16 protein-coding genes are annotated in these 16,051 nt (G+C 41.9%); 6 read left to right on the forward strand and 10 right to left on the reverse strand.

The genetic code is table 11. The features are described 5' to 3' along the window. Nucleotides 1–178: 178 nt before the first annotated feature. Together UF75_RS05450 and UF75_RS30970 are read right to left on the reverse strand one after the other, a co-directional pair. The gene (locus UF75_RS05450; protein ID WP_045573595.1) at nt 179–913 is read right to left on the reverse strand and encodes a DUF421 domain-containing protein; all 735 of its coding nucleotides are present in this window, start codon (nt 911–913) and stop codon (nt 179–181) included. A 134-nt stretch (nt 914–1,047) separates the two neighbouring features. Further along, nucleotides 1,048–1,164, reverse strand: a complete 117-nt coding sequence (locus UF75_RS30970) for an SHOCT domain-containing protein (RefSeq protein ID WP_348983029.1) — start codon at nt 1,162–1,164, stop codon at nt 1,048–1,050. Between the two features lie 347 nt (nt 1,165–1,511). Between UF75_RS30970 and UF75_RS05455 the strand changes: the two genes are divergently transcribed. Both UF75_RS05455 and UF75_RS26130 read left to right on the forward strand, forming a co-directional pair. Continuing rightward, the gene (locus UF75_RS05455; RefSeq protein WP_045573596.1) at nt 1,512–2,219 is read left to right on the forward strand and encodes a multidrug ABC transporter ATPase; all 708 of its coding nucleotides are present in this window, start codon (nt 1,512–1,514) and stop codon (nt 2,217–2,219) included. 410 nt (nt 2,220–2,629) lie between these two features. After that, nucleotides 2,630–3,244 (forward strand): hypothetical protein, encoded by a 615-nt coding sequence (locus tag UF75_RS26130; protein WP_052693020.1) that lies wholly within the window; start codon nt 2,630–2,632, stop codon nt 3,242–3,244. Nucleotides 3,245–3,434: 190 nt separating this feature from the next. Here the strand turns inward: UF75_RS26130 and UF75_RS05465 are convergent, their stop codons facing one another. Beyond that, nucleotides 3,435–4,127 carry a DUF421 domain-containing protein gene (locus UF75_RS05465; protein ID WP_242860126.1) on the reverse strand — a complete coding sequence of 231 codons (693 nt, stop codon included), beginning with the start codon at nt 4,125–4,127 and terminating at the stop codon, nt 3,435–3,437. 1,487 nt (nt 4,128–5,614) lie between these two features. On the opposite strand from UF75_RS05465, the gene UF75_RS05470 reads away from it, so the two are divergent. Continuing rightward, entirely contained in the window at nt 5,615–6,787 is a 1,173-nt protein-coding gene (locus UF75_RS05470; protein ID WP_045573597.1) for a hypothetical protein, read from the forward strand. A 15-nt stretch (nt 6,788–6,802) separates the two neighbouring features. On the opposite strand, the gene UF75_RS05475 is transcribed toward UF75_RS05470, so the two are convergent. Further along, nucleotides 6,803–7,894: a hypothetical protein gene (locus UF75_RS05475; protein ID WP_045573598.1), complete on the reverse strand. Its 1,092-nt coding sequence runs from the start codon at nt 7,892–7,894 to the stop codon at nt 6,803–6,805. A gap of 164 nt (nt 7,895–8,058) precedes the next feature. Here UF75_RS05475 and UF75_RS05480 point away from each other — a divergent pair, with 164 nt between their 5' ends. Next, nucleotides 8,059–9,090 (forward strand): DUF6385 domain-containing protein, encoded by a 1,032-nt coding sequence (locus tag UF75_RS05480; protein WP_052693021.1) that lies wholly within the window; start codon nt 8,059–8,061, stop codon nt 9,088–9,090. Nucleotides 9,091–9,165: 75 nt separating this feature from the next. Here the strand turns inward: UF75_RS05480 and UF75_RS05485 are convergent, their stop codons facing one another. Further along, nucleotides 9,166–9,993, reverse strand: a complete 828-nt coding sequence (locus UF75_RS05485; protein WP_045573599.1) for a carboxypeptidase-like regulatory domain-containing protein — start codon at nt 9,991–9,993, stop codon at nt 9,166–9,168. A gap of 616 nt (nt 9,994–10,609) precedes the next feature. On the opposite strand from UF75_RS05485, the gene UF75_RS05490 reads away from it, so the two are divergent. Together UF75_RS05490 and UF75_RS05495 are read left to right on the forward strand one after the other, a co-directional pair. After that, nucleotides 10,610–11,290, forward strand: coding sequence for a helix-turn-helix domain-containing protein (locus UF75_RS05490; RefSeq protein WP_045573600.1), 681 nt, complete (start codon nt 10,610–10,612; stop codon nt 11,288–11,290). 32 nt (nt 11,291–11,322) lie between these two features. After that, nucleotides 11,323–12,189 carry an IS3 family transposase gene (locus UF75_RS05495; RefSeq protein WP_197079328.1) on the forward strand — a complete coding sequence of 289 codons (867 nt, stop codon included), beginning with the start codon at nt 11,323–11,325 and terminating at the stop codon, nt 12,187–12,189. Nucleotides 12,190–12,254: 65 nt separating this feature from the next. On the opposite strand, the gene UF75_RS05500 is transcribed toward UF75_RS05495, so the two are convergent. From UF75_RS05500 to UF75_RS05520, 5 genes are all read right to left on the reverse strand, one after another. Then, nucleotides 12,255–13,829: a recombinase family protein gene (locus tag UF75_RS05500; RefSeq protein ID WP_045573601.1), complete on the reverse strand. Its 1,575-nt coding sequence runs from the start codon at nt 13,827–13,829 to the stop codon at nt 12,255–12,257. Nucleotides 13,830–14,295: 466 nt separating this feature from the next. Beyond that, on the reverse strand, nt 14,296–14,682 hold the full coding sequence (locus UF75_RS05505; RefSeq protein ID WP_045573602.1) for a hypothetical protein: 387 nt from the start codon (nt 14,680–14,682) through the stop codon (nt 14,296–14,298). Between the two features lie 19 nt (nt 14,683–14,701). Further along, a complete protein-coding gene (locus UF75_RS05510) occupies nt 14,702–15,451 on the reverse strand; it encodes a peptidoglycan recognition family protein (protein ID WP_045573603.1) in 750 nt (249 codons plus the stop codon). Nucleotides 15,452–15,465: 14 nt separating this feature from the next. Continuing rightward, nucleotides 15,466–15,711 (reverse strand): hypothetical protein, encoded by a 246-nt coding sequence (locus UF75_RS05515; RefSeq protein WP_045573604.1) that lies wholly within the window; start codon nt 15,709–15,711, stop codon nt 15,466–15,468. A 113-nt stretch (nt 15,712–15,824) separates the two neighbouring features. Then, nucleotides 15,825–16,040 (reverse strand): hypothetical protein, encoded by a 216-nt coding sequence (locus tag UF75_RS05520; protein ID WP_052693022.1) that lies wholly within the window; start codon nt 16,038–16,040, stop codon nt 15,825–15,827. Nucleotides 16,041–16,051 lie beyond the last annotated feature (11 nt).

Below are 16,051 nucleotides of genomic sequence, written 5' to 3' on the forward strand. Positions count from 1 at the left end.
CTGCTTCCCAATTTTCGTGATTGACATCCTGTACAAGCGTTTCAATGGATTGTGGAATATTGTCATCTCCCCCTAGGGGTTGTTTTAATAGATCACCACTTAGCATGACCATGACAAAGAAAACGAGTGTGACTATTGGAATAGATATCACCAAAAACCGTCTCATAAAATCATCTCCTTAGTAGGGTCCCTTATAATCGCCAATATCTGTCATATTCTTAAGATGATCCTCGTACTTGTACTTGTCCACATACAAACTCCCTGAAGGATTTAAGGTTGCCAAGAAAACGTCTGATATGTCACGAATTCCCTGCTTTTTGAGCTCATTAAGTAGCCAAGTTTTGTCTTTCTTAAGCTGTTTTAGGTTCTCTTCTACAATAATACCATCGTAAATTAATTCGGAACTTATTCCTGAGGGGGAAACTGCAATGTTCATGTCCTTGGGAGTTAAAGGCAGGTGTTCCGGTTTTAATAAGACAGAAATCTGACCGTTGGGCTCTATAATTGCAAAATCGACTTGGGTCACATCAAATACGCCTTTGTTCCTGAGCAGTTCTAAAATCTCTGATATCCTATATTTCATTTTCTTTAACACATTCTCCATAATTTTGCCGTTCATGATGACGATCGTCGGTTCACCCTCTAAAAATTTAGCAGCATAGCGCCATTTTGAGGATATGATTTCCATCAAGTATCCTAAGACACACCAAGTTAAAAGGCCAACAAAATGTGGCCACGCTCGACTGGATAAATCGGTTGTTAAGGTAGCGGCAATGGAACCAATTGTAATCCCGAGTACATAATCGAAAAAGTTAAGCTGACTTATCTGTTCTTTGCCAATGATTCTTGCAAAGATCAGAAGAGAGAAAAAGCCTATAAAAGCTCTAACAATTACCACTAAACCCTCATCCATATTACACCTTCCATAATTCGCATAGTATAAGGGTATTATCTGACATTAATAAATCTTTATACTATAACAATGACTCAGCCGCAGATACGGTCGAGTTCTCTAACATTCTGGCTACTGCAAGCTTGGGACACTAATCAAGTCAAAAAGGACTTTTTATTCTCCTTATCTATGGCCGTAAATTCCTCTTCAGTGATTAGATTTTTTCTCTTAAGCATCAGCAATATATGCAAACTTAACAGATAATTAATCAATTAATTACTCCTCCTGAAATAAAAGGGCTCACCTCTTAGGCAAGCCCATTAACTCTAATAGATATTACATATAATAGAAGGAAAGCTACAATCTCCAGATATACATCTTTATACATGCATTAGTGGGTCAATTTCAAACCCTGTTCAGGAATTACACCTTTAATACGTTAGTAAGATCACATATGGCTTATTAATAGTAAAAAACCTTGTATCACTAAGAAGCTTAAACTAGTTCAACAGCCATTTCTAATAAAGCAATAAATATTAAAGTGGTGGTTGTATTTAGGTTTTAAAGAAACACAGGATTCAACTATATAGAATATTATGGTAGATGAGGAGGTGAGGGAATGAGTCATGGGGATAAATTTAAGGGTCAATACCCTCCGCATTTTTGGTATCCGCCACAACAGTACCCTATAAATTATCCTTTTGTCGAGAAGGGGAAGGAATCCATCAACACTTCTAAGTCTTCACTAAAACCTAAGGATAAGTCTGCGGGGCCTACGGAACGAGATATTGTAGTTGCTGATATTTGGCCTTTATTGCCTGCCGCTGTTGGGGCTGGAGCAGTGATCTTATTGCTGCTAATGGCAAACCATAAGCAATGGAAGGATGAGAGCGATAAAGGGAGTTTTGAAGGATATCCTGAGCCTCAGGGTACTCCGGTCGGATCGGCTGTAGTCGTCATTTATTCAATAATCGCAACTGTAGGTGTGGCATACTATGTGTTCAAGGTGTTGACAGCTAACGATGGGCATATGATTACAGCATTTATTCCAGTGGTCTCGGCCATTACTCTTTTAATGATTTATTTTGCTGTTGCTTATGACCTTGAATATCACATGGTTCCGGGAAGTTTTACGGGAAATCATTTTGGAAATGACATCGTCACCGAATTATTTACGTTTGTCTATTTTAGTGTTACGACCTTTGCTACTGCAAGCATGGGGGACTTCTCGCCAATCAGTAGTGCTTCAAGAATTCTAGTAACTCTTGAAGTCTTGTTCTTTATATATATCTTTACAATGGGGATTGTCTTTTTTGCCGATTCCTAAGATATAAGGTATTAAAGAAGACCAAAGATGGATAACGGTGGATAGCTTGATAGTCTGGGCTCACGGCAAATATAGTCCGCAGGAACAGGAAGAGAGGCGCGAGCTCAAGGTGTTCAATTGCGATTTTCTGCAATAACCATCAGTACCCCCACTTATATGAACATTTTTATCGGTTATTACTAAGGCAGATATCATGGTTTGATTCGCTAAACTCCCATCTACTGGAAGCATCGACCTTTAGCCAACTACCCAGTATTTCTGTCTTTGAGCGCTATTTGCTACTTTAATTTGGCTGTTTTAATTCACCTGATTTCACAACCTGAAAGCCTTCATTGTGCTGAATTTTTAATAATTCTGCTTCCTGGAATATGATGGTATTATATATTCGTAAAAAAGGTGGTCGTTCAAACGTGGACTTTGATGAAACTTATCCCACAGACCCAAACATTTGTCCTCCTTTTCCAGACGCCGAATATAATGTCCCTCCCGTCAAACAGGCCCTTCCATCGAACCCGACGCTCAAACTTGGTTATTGGGAATTATTATCTCCCACGCTTTTGGGAACAACTGGGGCGCTTTACTTGAGCTTTTTCTCAGACAATAATCATTTAACCAAACGCTGTGGGGGGACTCTTTTCAAACGCGCTATCGTTTCGTATGCGATTGGCGCTTCATTCGCAGCTTACTTCGCAGTAACTGATGTCTGTTCGAATTCCAAAACTCCACACGATAATCTGTTTAAACCCATTGGAGGAGCCCTTGTCTCAATTATCTTACTTTTTGCCGCAGAATATCTTCTGCTCTATCGATCTTTTCCTTCCAGTTTCAAAGGGGATTTAGGGGATAACTTTTGGACACAACTCGTCACGTTTTTATATTTAAGCATTACTATTATTCCCGGTGCTAGCGTAGGAGACATCATGCCCGATAATTTGACTGCACGTGCTTTGATCGGCACAGAAATGGCATTTTACCTGTTTACTATGGCTACAGCAATCCAGCTTATCCTGGCTCAATATAATTAAGCAAGTCGCAGTTGACAACAAAAGCACATTACCCAAAGCTCCCTTTGGGTAATGTGCTTCAACCTTGGAAGTATTGATCCTTTTCCTTGCCAAAGGAATTTTCTACTTTTGTTCCTTTTGAGTCCTTAAATTAACACGATGACAAAAAGCCAAAGCAGCGCCGTTTAGCGCCGAGCTAAACGAACCATTGTTAATTGCTCGGTTCAGATTCGAGTAGGGAGTAGACCCGCACGTTCTCGTTTTCGTCAACGGTCGCCAATATCACATCGCGTATTTCTGCATAAGTAGGTGCTATCATTTTTTTGAGCCATACATAGTCTTTTCCGATTTCTTCAAGGAGCGACATATCGATTTCTCCTTCAACGATGATCGGCCTTGTGAGGTTAAACGGTCGGGTCTCAAACTTCATATCTGAGGGAGTAAGAGGTTGGTATTGGGGGTTCATGAAAACGGATATATTTCCACCCGGTTCCCATATGGCGAGGGATACTTTTTGTATATCCTCCACTTTTTCTTTTCGAAGCTCAGAAAATAAATAATCAATAGAAATTCTTGCAATCGATAGGTTTTGAAATTGGATTTGTCCGTTCTTGATGAGCTTGATCGGCGGCGGATCGAGATATCGCCTGAATAACGACCATTTCAGGCTTAGCCATGTCGCTGCAACATATAACACGATGAGAACAAGGGTGGTTGTCAAAGAGCCTTTTAATCCCAATTTCTCATCTGAAAGCGGATGGGCTATTATATTGCCGAGGGTCAGAGCAATAATGAAATCGAGGAACCTTAATTGAGAAATGGAGCGCTGTCCCATCAGTTTGGTTGCGAGGAGTAAAAAAATAAAGCTAACAATACTTCTTAACATCCATTCGACAGTTGTCAAAGTTTCTTGACTTTTAAAGAATATGGCTTTGTTATTGCTTGGGTTTTGAGAACTATTGAAACAAAAAGTAAGCTATTATAATAGATGTGCGAAATGTTTTTTTATTGGATATATGAAAATTAGTGTATATGTAGCTCTTACCTTCTCCACGGGCAGTCACGAGTAAACATTACTTTTGAAGCATCTCTATCATGCAAAATACTCTTAGTTATTTCAGTAACTTTAGATATAGGCCATACATGTCGAAATCTATAAAATAGGGATAAAGTAATTAGAACTATAAAATTTTAACGATGGTAATAATTATTTCAAATAACCAGCTAAATAGAATTTCGACATGATACTTTATATTGCTACTGACCTTCTTACGGAGATATAGCAGTAAAAATATACAAAGAATCTAGATCAATGTTACTGAGTAACGACCAAAGGTTCTTTCAATATGATACTCGTACCTTCCACCCCTTACTTGACTATTACTTTTCCCACCGCATGTGATCATAATATTACTAATAAGATCTATATACCCTCCGAAACGTTGGAATTTCTGGAAAGTGTCGCGAATATTTCCTTTGGGACCTTAGATATTTATTTCAGAGAGCATGAACATAAATTTCACACGCTACACATTATAGACCCCCATGTAGCACCTTGTAGACATTAGTACCACTTCGATTTGCCAGCGGTTACGTAAATCCATCTAACACTAGGGAATACTAATTGTCTTTTCTTCCGTGAGATGACTTTCGAATCCCCCAAATTATTCCACCCTAACATTTCTACATTTTCCTCTCATATCCTCCCACGATAGCAAAATAATCCAAGAAAAAACAAAAAAGCCAGACTTTATGATCTGGCAATACACGCATTATATTCCCCCAAACATAATGACACGATAAAAATAACATCCAACTCTACAACCCGCTCATATCAAGGCTTTCAATCAGCCCCGATATAGCACTATTAAGCACTCAACGTGCCCTGTCACGTTAAAAAGAATATAAACTACTATATAGGGCACTGCATCAAAACGCGGTTCGTTCGCTGAGCCATAACACGAAAGAACAAGCCAGATTTCCTGTATACTAAGGAACTCTGGCTTGTTCTTAATCGGGCATGTGAATCCCCCTCTAAAATGAGTTTAACGTGTTCAATTAAACCATCTTATGGGGTGGTATGCTCAGGCTGGCACTATCCATGCCCCAAGGATTAGACGTGACCCGAATAGGAAAAGCCCGAAACAAGCACTATAGTAAATCGACGTGAGCGAGAGAAAAAGGGACTTTGGCCTTTCGAACAAAAACACACTAAATGAACAAACAATGGAAAATACAAACAGGCGAATTGGCTATCAGAGAGGAATTTGGACGAAAACGGAGAATATAGTTTTGATGAACTTCCCTTATTGGCTTAGGCATTCATGAATTGAGACCTTGTTTAATATGTTTAAACAAGGTCTCAAAACTGTTCTAACCAGGAGGAACAACATGTCGGAACAATTGACAGCCTTCAAAGAACTTCGGACTGCCCAGCTCTCCATTACTACTTCCTGGCTATTTAATGGCACTACCATCGAGGATAACGTTGTGCCAATCACGACAGGGAGCGGTACTATTGCGATTGCTTACGACCAAGCTGTTCTTTCATCAGGTTCGGCAATTAATTCCACCGCTACAATTCGTACTGCTGGAATTGTCCCCCCTGCGCCAGGTATAGGTTTACTCGGTAGGATTTCTGGCCTGTTTAGCCCCGGGGTAGTGGGTAGCACGCAATATATAGGGATTGACGACGCTGCTAATGCCCTGTTCTTTGGATTTAATGGTGCCACCTTTGGTATTATGATCAGGAGCCATGGAATAGATAACTTCGTTCCTCAGAATCAGTGGAACTCTGATCAGTTATTGGGTCCTGGCAACGCCTTTATTCTTAACCCTTTGAAAGGAAATATCTATTCCGTTCAGTACCAGTGCTTGGGCTACGGTCACGTTGATTTTGCCGTTGAAGACCCGTTCAGTGGTTATCCGGTGCTTGTGCATAGATACTCGTCTTTAAATAGTGAGCTTACACCAGCTTTTAATACAAGATATAGTTTCCTGGTTGCTGAAGTCAAGAACTATACCAATGCAACTGACATTTTTATCAAGACGCCAGCTGCAGCGCTTTTTGCGGAAGGCAGTCCCGCCCTGCCCATCACCGGAACTGCTGCGGCTAGTGCAGGAAATCTTTACTCAGTGACGACAGGTACATTGGCCGTAGTCAGTAACGGCTATTTAGTTCTGCAGTTGATCAATCCAGTTAATAACAGAAAAAGCGCTTTCATTCAGCGCATTTCCAGTGGGGGCATACATAATACGATAGTGGACGTATTTCGTAACGCCACCTTCGAGGCAGTCGGAACCGCCTTGACCCCGCTCAACCAACACTTTAGTTTCCCCGATCAAAGCGGGTTCACAGTGAAATATCTTACGCAAAAGGATGATCCAACCGAGGGAGGGGAAATTCTTCTATCAACGATAGCCTTAAGCGGCAACACGAGTATTGATTATGTCGGAACAATTATTGTGCCGCCAGGCTGGAGTTTTTACATACGTTTGTTAAATCCCAATAGCTCTGGTAGTAGCAACAACATTACGGTCGTTTGGTCGGAGATCTTGACGTAATCCTGGGCTTTTCAATTATTTAGGTTGAACATGTAGATAAAATGTACAGTGTGCTTCTGCCCCTGATGTAAGGCCTATCCCCTTAACTAAAATTTTACCTGAGGCAGGAATAACCATGGGTGCTGGAAAAAGCATTTCAACACTTGAATTAGAAGCTGCTAGGGAAGCCTTTCCTAAAAGTGTCTGTCCGTAACTGCCTGTTGGGTCAAGGTATAAATCAAATGTTACGGCTGCTTTAATTGCCCCAACAGTAAGCTCATGCAGATAACCCTTTTGGGTAGAATCGGTATACATTCTTCCTGACCTCCATGAGTAATGACCTAAGGCTATACGGGCATAGGTTCTTCCCTCTGCAGAAACAGTAATATTACCGGCCGCTGCTCCCCCAAATGTTCCTGCTCTGTAGTTGCTGAAATGATCGAGGTATTGCCAGGTATTCGTTGTTATTATAGGGTTAATACCTTGTAAAGTAACGATTTCATTGGCTCTGTTTCCAGCGTCATTGATACCTGAAATAATTACTTGCTGAATACCTGGACCGTTACCAGTGTCGTTGGCATCGCTAGAGACAATGCTTAAGCGATTGGCGGTTGTTAACTCATCCTCAATTCCATCGTTAAGGTCTTGTTGGCTAGCCGTTGAAAGGCTACTACGTCTTCCGTGACGGTCATAAATCCTTGCAGCCGCAACTACCCCAACGGTTGTTAGGTCGGCAAGAGATTGTAGGTATGATTTTGAATTGGTATAGACTCGATCATCATTGTCCGTAATCACTCTATTATTAAAAACTGGTACTGCCTGAGGCTCAATTAAATTGGCAATCCAAGATACCTCTTTCTTAAGGGATCTCATCTCTTCAAGAGCTTCCTTTCCACCGCTTATCTGGTAGTCAACGATACCTTGGTAATTTTGGAGATAGGTAAGAATCTCCTTAAAAGTCTTATGTTCCTCCCGATAAGCCTGTTGAATCTCGGCAAGAAGGATTTGTATGTTCTGTAATTCGGCTATAGTTTGGTGCTTGGTCTCTAACTGGGCGTCAAGCATGCGTTTTTTCATATCCAGAAACTCACTCATAAATTCTGACACAAGGTGGTCGTTAATATTCATAGCGTTCCCCCCTGTTATATTCTGTATCAGACTATGCAAAATGAGATAAAAAAAGAAAGTATATTAAATAAAAAAATATAGAGATTATTGCGTGAGAAGGAATTATTAGACTCGAAGGTTATAGACTTATAGGAAGATTCCAGTTGTCATGGAAAAGGAGGCGAATGGCGATAGAAGAAACTAGTCAAATTTATAATGGTGATTTCCTCTTGGTGCAAGATATTATGCCAGATTTTCCTGATGGATGGTCTAAGATTGGGGGAGATTCTTCTACCGTCTGGGAGTGGACGGGCACCCCACTTGGTCCACGAGAACTAATTATCCTCCATCCTACTGGACCCCGTGCGGGGATACTTCAAGCAGCAGACGTTTTTATTCAAGCCGCCGATCATCAACGCTGGGAGGTTTCAGCTGCTCTTCAAACAAATCCGCCTGGTGTTTCAAGCTATATTCGCGTGTACATGGGCAGTTCTGGAGCACAACGGGAGTTTTGCTTAACACCATCCGACCAACCCGAAATTTTCAAGGTCGTCTTTACGACCCCTGTTGGGACAAACGGGTTTCGGATAGAAATTGGAATTATCGGACCAGGAGTTCTCGTGATCCACGCTTTGGAGGCCTTCCGAAGATATCCTCACCAAACTGTAAAACTCGATGAAAAGGGTAAACTTTTCGCGAATAGGGTCGACGCGGTGGGTCAAATACAAAGTCCAGTTAATGTAAAACTCATTAGTCCCTTGCCAATCCCCGTTAGCTTCCAATCTACAGTAACCAATGATATTCGGGATATCACTCCCCTTAGGGATGGTATAAGACTATATAGTAGTGAGGGTAACCCATTAGCCTCAACCCCCGATGGCATGCTCAAAGTTCAAGTAGTAAATACTGATAATTACCGCGAAAGTATAGAGTACGTCATGGCAAACGTCATGTCAGCAACTACCGAAACGCGGGATATTTCTTCACTAAAGGTTTTCTCTTATGCCGTCCATAACCGTGGCTTGGTTTCGGCTTATGTAGTATTAGGAATTAGTCCAGATGGACTTATTTGGTATAGTGACAGCTTTGAAAAAGAGGTGGTAGCCTCAGGACTTTTACCCTTTACATCAAGCTACTTCCTGCGCTATGTACGATTAACCTACAGAACTAGTTCCGGAACGGCTCCGCTAACGATCTGGATTCAGGCTAAATATTAAATGAATGACTGGAGCAATAGCCTATTACTCCAGTCATTTCTTGTATTTGGAATGGCAAAAAAGCCTATCTAATTATTATGCCGTGTCCTCGCGCCAAGCAACTGTCATTGCGACGGGATGTGTTTGGTTACTGTTATTTGTAACTATTATGACGATACTTTTCCCGGCCCCAATAACAATGCGTCCGCTAAAGTCAAGCTCTATAGGGTCGCCATTCTGGACAAAGGTGCCAATATTGGCGCCTCCGGTTACTGGATTGGTCGGTTGTGTTATCCATTTACAAGTTAATGCAACTGCGCTGCTGTCTGTAGATGAAAAGTTTGTAACATGGGGGGTTACCGCGGTTCCTGCTGCGAGAAACGAGGAGTTTCGCATGATAGTTATAGTGGTATCATCGTTTGAGCTTCCAGTCACCCGTGAAATCCGCAGAATTTTAGTTGAAGCTATCGGATTATCAATTTCGAGGGCCATAATATGATTTGCTCCGACATTGACTACACCAGTATCGAGCAGATAATATCTACCTTGGTTTGCTGCCAAATCCATTGCATTACTTGTTGTTAAGGCTCCTTCATTGACGAGGATTTTATCCCAAGTGCTCGTCGTTGGATTCCAACCGTACAAGTTTGTTGTAAACGTTATGGGAGTAAGTTGTAGAGAAGCTAGTGTTATCGTGGTATCAGGCACCACAATATGAAGGTAATGCCCAGTCTGAAACCCATCTTTGGATACCAAGATGTTGTAGGTTCCACTTTCTATTGCCACGGTCGTAAAGCTTCCACTAACGTCAGTTATCTGCGTGTCTAATATTGCGATATCCGTTAAAATCTGTACACGGACTCCTGCGATCGGTGTCCCGTCATTAACATTTTTAACTATACCCGTAATTTGTCCAGTTGCCATAAAATAACCTCCTAACTGTCCAGCAATTTTTGATCACTATAACAGGCGGGTAATAAGAGTTGTCCTTTGCGTGGAAATAATGAATCCCACTATCCGTAGCAGTGGTATGGTGTACAGTTAATATATTGTATGGTAGCAATCTAATAATGGTACTAGCAGAATTGGTATTTGTGGATTATAGCGGGATATCAGTAACACGTTCAAAAGTATACCGGTTTAAAAGAGTTTAATTATGATTAGAAAATAGTTGAGTCATTTGATACGTATCAGAACAAGGCAGAATAGGCGAAAGCTTTAATGCGAAAGGAAGGCTGAGACAAAGCTTCTACATACATGGCCAGTACATTGATATGATTCTCCTCTCCATACTTAAATCAGAATTTGATAGCAAGCCGTGGGTCTATACTGGGGAATGTTTGTCTATGATGTGATTCATTCGTAGAACCTTTTTCTTAGACACAGCTTATCCTGATTCCCCCTTCCGACTCACAACTCTTCCTCTACCCTCATCCCGCTATTCAGCTCAAAAACAAAATGCGTTGGTGTGAGAACTGGTATGGTATGCTACCCCCAGACAGGACAGTGAAATAAAAAACTGTACAGTCTGGGGGTAATTATGTCACAACAGAGAAAAATACCCGTAGAAGAGATGGTACGAATAGTAGAATTGTATCTCTTGGGGAAAATAGGATATAAGTCAGCATATCAGGAAGCTGGCGTATCTGAAGAGGCATTCAGGAAGTGGCTCTTTAGATACAAAACAGACGGACCATCAGGATTTCTACCGAAAGAACACAACAAAAGATATACAAAAGAGACCAAGCTCTCAACCGTTCAGGATTATCTGGCAGGAAAAGGGTCGAAATGGGAGATCTGTGAGAGATACGGGGTCAGGGATAAAAGGCAACTTGATCATTGGCTAAAGGCGTATAATTGTCATAAGGATTTCCGAATACAGACAGGAGGAAGCCGAATGACGAAAGGCCGAAATACGACTGGACAAGAGAGGATACAAATTGTAAAAGAGTGCATATCCACTGGAAACAATTATAGGGGGACAGCGCTCAAATACCAGGTTTCATACCAGCAGGTCTATACGTGGACGAAGAAATACCGTGAGATGGGAGAATCGGGGTTGGAAGATCGGCGAGGACACCGTTCTGGAACACTGCCGAGTCGAACACCTGAGGAAGAACTGAGAGACCGGATAGCTCAGCTTGAACGGGAAAAATATGATCTAGAAATGGAGAATGCACTGTTAAAAAAAGTCAAGGAATTGGAGAGGAGGCGACGCTGAGCTTCGTAAGGTATCAGTCGGCCTATGAAGCGGTGAGAATATTATCTGAGGATCGGTCATTTTCTGTATGGAAGCTCTGTGCCTTTTTACACATTACCCGGTCAGCCTATTATCGATGGCTGACGCATCCGAAGAGCAACCGCGAGTTGGAGAACGAACGAATTGCAGACGTTGTTGAGAAGATCCACAAAGAGCATCCTGATATGGGATACCGCAGAATACGGGATGAGCTGGACAGGAGACACGACGTTCATGTGAATGATAAACGTGTCCTTCGGATCGACCGTGCCCTTAATATTAAATCAACAATTAAATACAAAAGGCACGGATGCACCAGGAACGCGGCATCGCCGGAATACATAGCCAAGAACTATCTGAAACGTCAGTTTCACGCAGACGCGCCAAACTCGAAATGGTTGACCGACGTGACGGAGTTCAAATACTACGTAGGGCCGGAAGTCCACAAACTATATTTGAGCGCCATTCTGGACCTGTATGATCGGCGCATTGTTGCCTATGCCATTGGTGATCGCAACGATAACAGACTCGTTTTCGATACATTTGATGCTGCCGTGGCCGCCCATCCTGAAGCCCATCCGCTGTTTCATTCGGACAGGGGGTATCAGTATACAAGCCGCATTTTTCACTCGAAACTGCAGGCCGCAGGAATGAAGCAAAGCATGTCCAGAGTGGCTCGCTGTATTGATAACGGACCGATGGAAGGCTTTTGGGGTATCCTGAAACGCGAGAGGTATTACGGGTACAAATTCACCAGCCGGGAGCACCTTGTTCAAGCCATTTCTGATTACATCTTCTATTATAATTATCGGCGTTTACAGCGCCGCTTGTATATTATGACGCCGATGGAGTTCCATATGCAGTACGTAAAGGCCGCATAAAGAATTGCTACCCGCTTTTTAGACGGGTAGCAATTCAGCAAACTTCGTTCTATTTTTTCATTGTCCTATTGACGGGGTGCACACCAGTATTTCTCAACCAACGCATTAAATATTTCTTCATCAAATTCCTCAAGTAGCGAATCCCTGCTGTTTATCGTCTCTAGGATTTCATCAAGCCTTTGCTTCAACCCATCCTTTGATTCAATTATCTTATCATGCTCTAGCCTTTTCTTTCGCATTTCCTCCAGCTCTCCGGATATGCTTTTGTACTCCTCATTATAAACCTCAGAATCGATGTTATTACTCACCTGAAACCGGATAAGTTTCTTCAACTCATTTTTTAATTCTTCGATCCGCTCATCCAAGGCTTCAGTCTCTCTGATATCTGGCTTTAGCAAAATAATCGTTTCAATATTTTCAGTCATCGTCTTGATAAAGCTCTGCCTGTTTTCATAGATTCTGTTGAACATCCGTACAAAGGCATCCATCAAAGCATTCTCATCGACAGCCCTGGCGCCACATGCATCCTTACCGTCCATTATGTAAGTTTTGCACTGCCATACAACTTTCTTTGATGCATTGTTGCTGTTCCACTGTCTTCTCTTGAAAATGTTCCCGCAGTTGCCACAAAACACTTTTCCACTAAACGGATATCTACTGCTATATTTATGCCTGTCACCTACCAGATTTCCCCTTAATAAGGCTCTTCGTTCCTTCTCATCCTGAACCTTTTCAAATAGCTCTTTGGCTATGATCGGCAGGTGATTTTCATCGATCATATACTTCTGTGACTGGCCCTTATTAGACGTGCGTTTATGGGTGAGGAAATTAACGGTTATGGTTTTCTGCAAAAGAGCGGCACCATAGTACTTCTCATTTTCCAACATCCCGCTTATGGTTGAATCCCACCATTTTTCGTTTCCAGTAACGGTTTTTACTTTATCTTTTGTTAACCCCTTGGCAATTGCATTGTAACTCTTGCCTTCTAGGTATTCAGTGAAGACCCTGCGAACCAGTTCTGCTTGTTCTTCATTTATGACCAATTCTCCATTGTCATTTTTATCATAGCCGAGAAACCTCGTGGTATTGACTAAAACTCGACCACTTTCAAATTGTCTTAGAATCCCCCACTTTGTAACATCCGATTGATTTCTACTACTATCTTGTGCCATCCCGCTAAGAATGGTAAGCAAGAGTTCACCACCAGAACCAAGTGTATCAATATTTTCCGTTTCAAAATAAACGGCTATTCCTTTGTCTTTTAGCTTCCTTACAAAGTGTAGGCAGTCCTCGGTATTTCGAGCAAATCTCGATATCGACTTTGTAATAACCATATCGATTTTACCAGCCATACACTCATTGATCATTCTTAGAAATTCAGTTCTTTTTGTTGTAGTAGTTCCTGAGATACCGTCATCAGCATAAATATCCACCAGTTCCCAATCTGATCTTTTACTAATGGTATCCGTATAATGCTGTACCTGTGATTCGAAGCTCGTTTCCTGTTCTTTCAAATCTGTGCTTACCCGGCAATAAGCGGCTACCCTTTTCTTCGCCCCCAGGGCAAATCCTTTAACCACTTCAACTGGTTTTACCGGAATTACAGTAACGACCTTCTTTACCGCTGAATTTGAAGCCATAAAATCCCCTCTCCCTTTCCTTTATATTCCTTTTGTGGTGACATGATATAATTGCTGGGGACACTAATCAAGTCAAAAACGACTTCTTATTTTCATTATCTATGGCCGTAAATTCTTCTTCGGTGATCAGATTTTCCCGTTTTGAGCATTAGCAATATATGCAAACTTAACAGGTAATTAATATTCTTATCGTTGATCATTCAATTCCTCCTCATGAACATAAAAGGGCTCACCTCTTCGGCAAGCCCATTAACTCTAATAGAAGCCCTTATATAGAAGGAAAGTGAAACCTACCCACACTTCGACCAATCACCAGTTATACACTCGGAACATCCTCCAACCCAGATGATTTTGTTTTGGCAAACTGGACATTTGTTATTCTCAATTAACCACTGCTCACACGGTTCCATACAATACGATTGTCGGTTGCAATCAACGCATACATCTTTCATCTTATAGCCTCCCATTACGAAGATTGAGCAGCAGTTGCGCTTGGTTCCGCGCTGCTCGATCCAGGTTGTACTGTGCTCAATTTACCTAGTTCTTGTTTAATTAAAGTCCTGACTATATCAAGTATAGAGTCCATAGGAAGATCTTTTGCAATATCACTCTTAGCCAATTCAGCTTGAATAATATGGGTGAAGGACTGGGTTATATCTTCAATCGGAAATTCTTTAATTGGTTGCTGTTTGGCATCGACGTAACCTTGTCCAAGAATGTAAGACGCTGAAACGATCACAAGATACAATACATCCTCAGTTGGCATTCCTAACTTGGCTATGGAATTAACCATAACTAAAATCGCGGCACTGACGAAGGCCCACAGTTTTCGAGATTTCAATTTGTCTAGCATAACTTGCTCCCCTTTCTCATTACCCTAAATACTTCGCCACCGCAGCCGCCGTTTGATATTTGTTATTACCCGAGAGTAGCACTTCGTTTGGATGCTTGGTTGTGGGTCCCCCTATAACAATTAACTGGTTGGCGCTCATGGCCTCGGCTGGAACCGTTTGATCTGCTGGCCTCACGAATACAGCACAGTTACCATTTTTAACAGCTACATCAACACCAGCCCAGTAATCTTCCTTCGTATATAACAATACGGCCATTTTTAACACTTCGTTTCCTCCTTCCAAATCCTTAAACAGTCGGTCCCAGGGAAACCCTGTCCCCGGACACCTTGATTTATTAACAGAGTCAAGCCGATAATGCCCGATGATATTGTCGCGGGTCACAGGTATGCCTAACGTCCCGATTAACCACCGATGTAAGGCTAGTGTGGCTTGGTACTGCGCCTCTGGCATTACGTCACCACTGTCGCCTTCGTGTTCGATGCTGACCGTGTAATAATTCGGATTAACCCCCGGAATTAGTAAGGGCCAAGCCGGTTTATTAATACCGCCATTGGCCCAAGCAGGATTTTTAAGATCAACATATTGGTGAATCTCGCCGTTCTTACCAACCCCGAAATGAGAACTCACTTTACTCGCAGGGTTGGCAAACCAAGAGTCAGTGCCAGATAAAGTCCCAGCCATGATGTGGTCCACTATGGCTAGGAATTTATATCCTTTACGGCTGCTGAAGTTCGGCGACCCCTTCCAGATAATCGCTGGTTTTAACATGTCATTGCCCCTTCCTAAAGAGTTATTAAATAGACACTAAGCCCTGTGACCAGCGTCATTAAACTTGAAATAGTCAGTGCGATCAGCCACGATGGTCTACTTCGGGCCGCTCTTAACACTTCATCCAGCTTTGCTTCAAGTCGATCAAACTTTTTCCCCATATCAATTTCTAAGGAGTTCAGTCTGCATTCTTGAGCCTCATCCTTAGTTTCTAAGACTGCTAGACGAGTTCTTAGCTCGGCTATTTCTTGCTCACTCAAGTGACCAAACCCCTTTCTGGCAAATAAAATAACACCCTCGAATTCAAAGGTGTCCGGTGTGAATTGTCTACAAGTTTTTGATACTATTTGACACAGTATGCGTCAACTGTTCACTAAGCGGCAGGAACATACGCAAGTGTTTCAGTATACTCTTGCTCTGTGATATACCCATTCGCAAGAGCTTGGTCAATGTCGGAAAGACTAAAATTCTCTGCGGCATACTGTTTCACGGGAGTGTGATAGTCCGCTGGAATACTTGCAAAGGTACGATTCCCATAACGATAGATATTCACCGCATACGCTTTTGTCAACAAACTATTTACTGCCATTTTTACATTCC

The organism is Desulfosporosinus sp. I2 (assembly GCF_000960765.1).
Taxonomy (GTDB): domain Bacteria; phylum Bacillota; class Desulfitobacteriia; order Desulfitobacteriales; family Desulfitobacteriaceae; genus Desulfosporosinus.